The 2,651-nt window shown below is 61.6% G+C and carries 4 protein-coding genes and 1 pseudogene; 2 read left to right on the top strand and 3 right to left on the bottom strand.

The annotated features are described in order from the left end of the window. Window positions 1-192, bottom strand: a pseudogene (locus EN884_RS39685) (7-cyano-7-deazaguanine synthase); the annotation flags it as partial. A 289-nt stretch (window positions 193-481) separates the two neighbouring features. Between EN884_RS39685 and EN884_RS21080 the strand changes: the two are divergent. Next, complete coding sequence (locus tag EN884_RS21080; RefSeq protein ID WP_013529904.1) at window positions 482-757, top strand: DUF1153 domain-containing protein; 276 nt, start codon at window positions 482-484, stop codon at window positions 755-757. Between the two features lie 69 nt (window positions 758-826). On the opposite strand, the gene EN884_RS21075 is transcribed toward EN884_RS21080, so the two are convergent. Next, window positions 827-1,753, bottom strand: a complete 927-nt coding sequence (locus EN884_RS21075) for an NADP-dependent oxidoreductase (RefSeq protein WP_063168875.1) — start codon at window positions 1,751-1,753, stop codon at window positions 827-829. A 90-nt stretch (window positions 1,754-1,843) separates the two neighbouring features. Here EN884_RS21075 and EN884_RS21070 point away from each other — a divergent pair, with 90 nt between their 5' ends. Further along, window positions 1,844-2,242: a helix-turn-helix domain-containing protein gene (locus EN884_RS21070; RefSeq protein ID WP_013529906.1), complete on the top strand. Its 399-nt coding sequence runs from the start codon at window positions 1,844-1,846 to the stop codon at window positions 2,240-2,242. Between the two features lie 96 nt (window positions 2,243-2,338). Here EN884_RS21070 and EN884_RS21065 read toward each other — a convergent pair whose 3' ends face one another. Next, window positions 2,339-2,650: a flagellar export protein FliJ gene (locus EN884_RS21065; RefSeq protein WP_245491958.1), complete on the bottom strand. Its 312-nt coding sequence runs from the start codon at window positions 2,648-2,650 to the stop codon at window positions 2,339-2,341. Window position 2,651 lies beyond the last annotated feature (1 nt).

Here is a 2,651-nt window from a genome sequence, read left to right as displayed (position 1 = left end):
GTCCTGCCCCGCGCAGCATGAGCCGGCCCGGTGCGTCGCCGCGCCGTGGTCGTAGAGCTGCAAGGTGACGCCGACGACGTCGTAGCCCTCGCGTTTCAGCAGGCCGGCGACGACCGATGAATCGACACCGCCGGACATGGCGACGACGATGCGGGTGTTTTCGGGACGTCCGGGAAGATCGAGACTGTTCATGATGCTTTCGTTCTGCGCGGCGCCTCAATGCCAATGTCGAGAATATAGGTCAAGCTTTACCGGCGCGCCAGCGTGCAGGGCGATTCACCGTTTGTGGCCGATCTTCGCCAAGGGATGCATTTTCCCCCGGCAAATCAGGGTTTGCGGGCAGATGTTTCAAATGCCGGCGAAAAGACTAACGCGGCGTTCATGATCCTTACCTAGTCATTAGGGTCTGCTTAGGCAATTTTTAAAGCTGTGGCGGTAACGTGGCGGGGATTGGGTCTTTGAGTTTTTTGTAGAGAGTACGATGACCGATCTGGTTAGACCGAGAGTCAAATATGTTATCGGGCCTGACGGCAGCCCTCTTACGATTGCCGATCTGCCGCCGACCAATACACGTCGCTGGGTTATCCGGCGTAAGGCGGAAGTGGTTGCGGCCGTGCGCGGCGGGCTTTTGAGCCTGGACGAGGCATGCCAACGCTACAAGCTCACCACCGAGGAATTCCTGTCCTGGCAGGCGTCGATCGACGAATACGGCCTTGCCGGGCTGCGCACGACACGCATCCAGCAATACCGGCACTGACCATTGCGAATTTAGATGAAGGGCGCGGCTAACTCCGCGCCCTTCTGTTTTTCACGGTCACCGTTCCGCTCAGAGCGACAGCACAACCTTGCCGATCGGCTTGGTGGCAAGGAAGGCGTGAGCGGCCCCCGCCTGGTCCAGTGGGAAGCTCTTCGCCACATGGACGGTGATCTTGTTGGCATCGATCAACCGAGCCAGTTCCAGCAGGCCCTCCCTGTCGGGGAAGACCGACATACGCTCGACCCGAATATCGCGCGCACTGGCGTGCGCCCTTGTGTCGTCGCTGACATCGAGCAGTGACACCAGCACGCCGCCACGCTTGAGCACCTTCAGCGAGCGTTGGGCGTGGTCGCCCCCCATTGGATCCAGCACCAGATCGATGTCGCGAACCTGGTCGGTGAAATCGCCCTTGGTGTAGTCGATGACCTCGTCGGCGCCGAGGTTGCGGACGAAATCGAGCTTGCCCGGGCTGGCCGTGGCGACGACGTGGGCGCCGCGCGCCTTGGCGATCTGCACCGCCAGATGACCGACGCCGCCGGCTCCCGCATGCACCAATACGCGCTGCCCCGATTTCAGCCCGCCGTGGCGAACAAGCCCTTGCCAGGCGGTGAGGCCGGCCAGCGGCAAGGCGCCTGCCTCGAGGTGGCCCGCGCCCTTCGGCTTCAGTGTGATTTGATCGGCAGGTACGGCAACCAACTCGGCATAGGCGGCGGCCTGCTTGGGAAAGCGCGGCATCCCGAACACCTCGTCGCCGATCTTGAAGCCGGTGACGCCGGCGCCGAGTGCTTCGACAGTTCCCGAGATATCCCAACCCAGGATGAAGGGCGGCTCGCCGAGCAAGGGGTAGTAGCCGGCACGGACGGCGCCATCGACCGGATTGATGCCCGCGGCCTTGACACCGACCAGCACTTCGCCGGCCTCTGGCGTGGGATCGGGCTGATCGGCGATGACAAGGACGTCGGGTCCGCCGACGGAATTCTGGATAGCGGCACGCATTGAGATATCTCCTGCTCGGTTGATGCCACTATCATTTGGATAGTAATAGTCCCTTGTCCAGTATGTACCTTTCTGATACATACGCACCTCATGGATAGTGAAGATGATTGCGGTTTCGGCTATGACGCGTTCCGGCGAACGTGTCCTTCGCACACGGTGCTGGAGATGCTGGCCAGCAAATGGGTCTATCTGGTGGTTTGCGCGCTGCGCAAAGGCCGGCTGCGCAATGGCGAGCTTGCCCGGAAGCTTGACGGCATCACGCCGAAGATGCTGACCCAGACGCTGCGCGTGCTCGAGCGCGACGGATTGGTACGGCGCGAGATCTTTCCGGTCATTCCGCCGCGCGTCGAATATGAATTGACCGAGCTCGGTCAGAACCTGGCGGGACTGCTTACCCAGATCAGGTCATGGGCGGAGCAGCATGCGCCGGATATCAAGGATGCCCGTGCAAGGGCAATTGCCGAGAATGAAGGGGATTGGGCCGCGTAGGGCGGGTTTCATTCTTCTGGGCGTATTCCGCCGGGCCGCAAGCCGCGACAATGCGCCAGTCCGATGGCGAGCGTTGACGTCGCCAAGGGCAGGGTTTTAGCCGATCATGGCGCTGCGGCCACCGACTTCGGCTTCGCGGATCTTCGTGTCGCGCGATTCCAGCATTTCCGCTTTGGAAAGCTCCGCTTCAGCTTCGCCGAGTAATGATTCGGCGGCGCTTCGCTGCTGGGCGAGGTCGCTTTGGGAATTCCTGAGATTGTCGCGGCGCAGGCGAGCCGCCTTGGCGAAGGTCGGATAGGCGAAATGGTTGATGTCGGTGATGCCGGCCTTCTTTTCCTCGGCGGTAATCTGAAGCTCCAGCTCGACGGCCATGCGTTCGAACTCGGCGATCATCATGTCGAGCTGCAGC

It is taken from the genome of Mesorhizobium sp. M7A.F.Ca.AU.001.01.1.1 (genome assembly GCF_004022735.1).
Classification (GTDB): Bacteria; Pseudomonadota; Alphaproteobacteria; order Rhizobiales; family Rhizobiaceae; genus Mesorhizobium; species Mesorhizobium ciceri.
Note: the sequence above shows the minus strand (reverse complement) of the source record. Positions and strands in the feature narration are given on the sequence as shown.

Coding starts and splice junctions, on each gene's coding strand:
- EN884_RS21080 (WP_013529904.1), top strand. CDS start 482: ATGACCGATCTGGTTAGACCGAGAGTCAAATATGTTATCGGGCCTGAC.
- EN884_RS21075 (WP_063168875.1), bottom strand. CDS start 1,753: ATGCGTGCCGCTATCCAGAATTCCGTCGGCGGACCCGACGTCCTTGTC.
- EN884_RS21070 (WP_013529906.1), top strand. CDS start 1,844: ATGGATAGTGAAGATGATTGCGGTTTCGGCTATGACGCGTTCCGGCGA.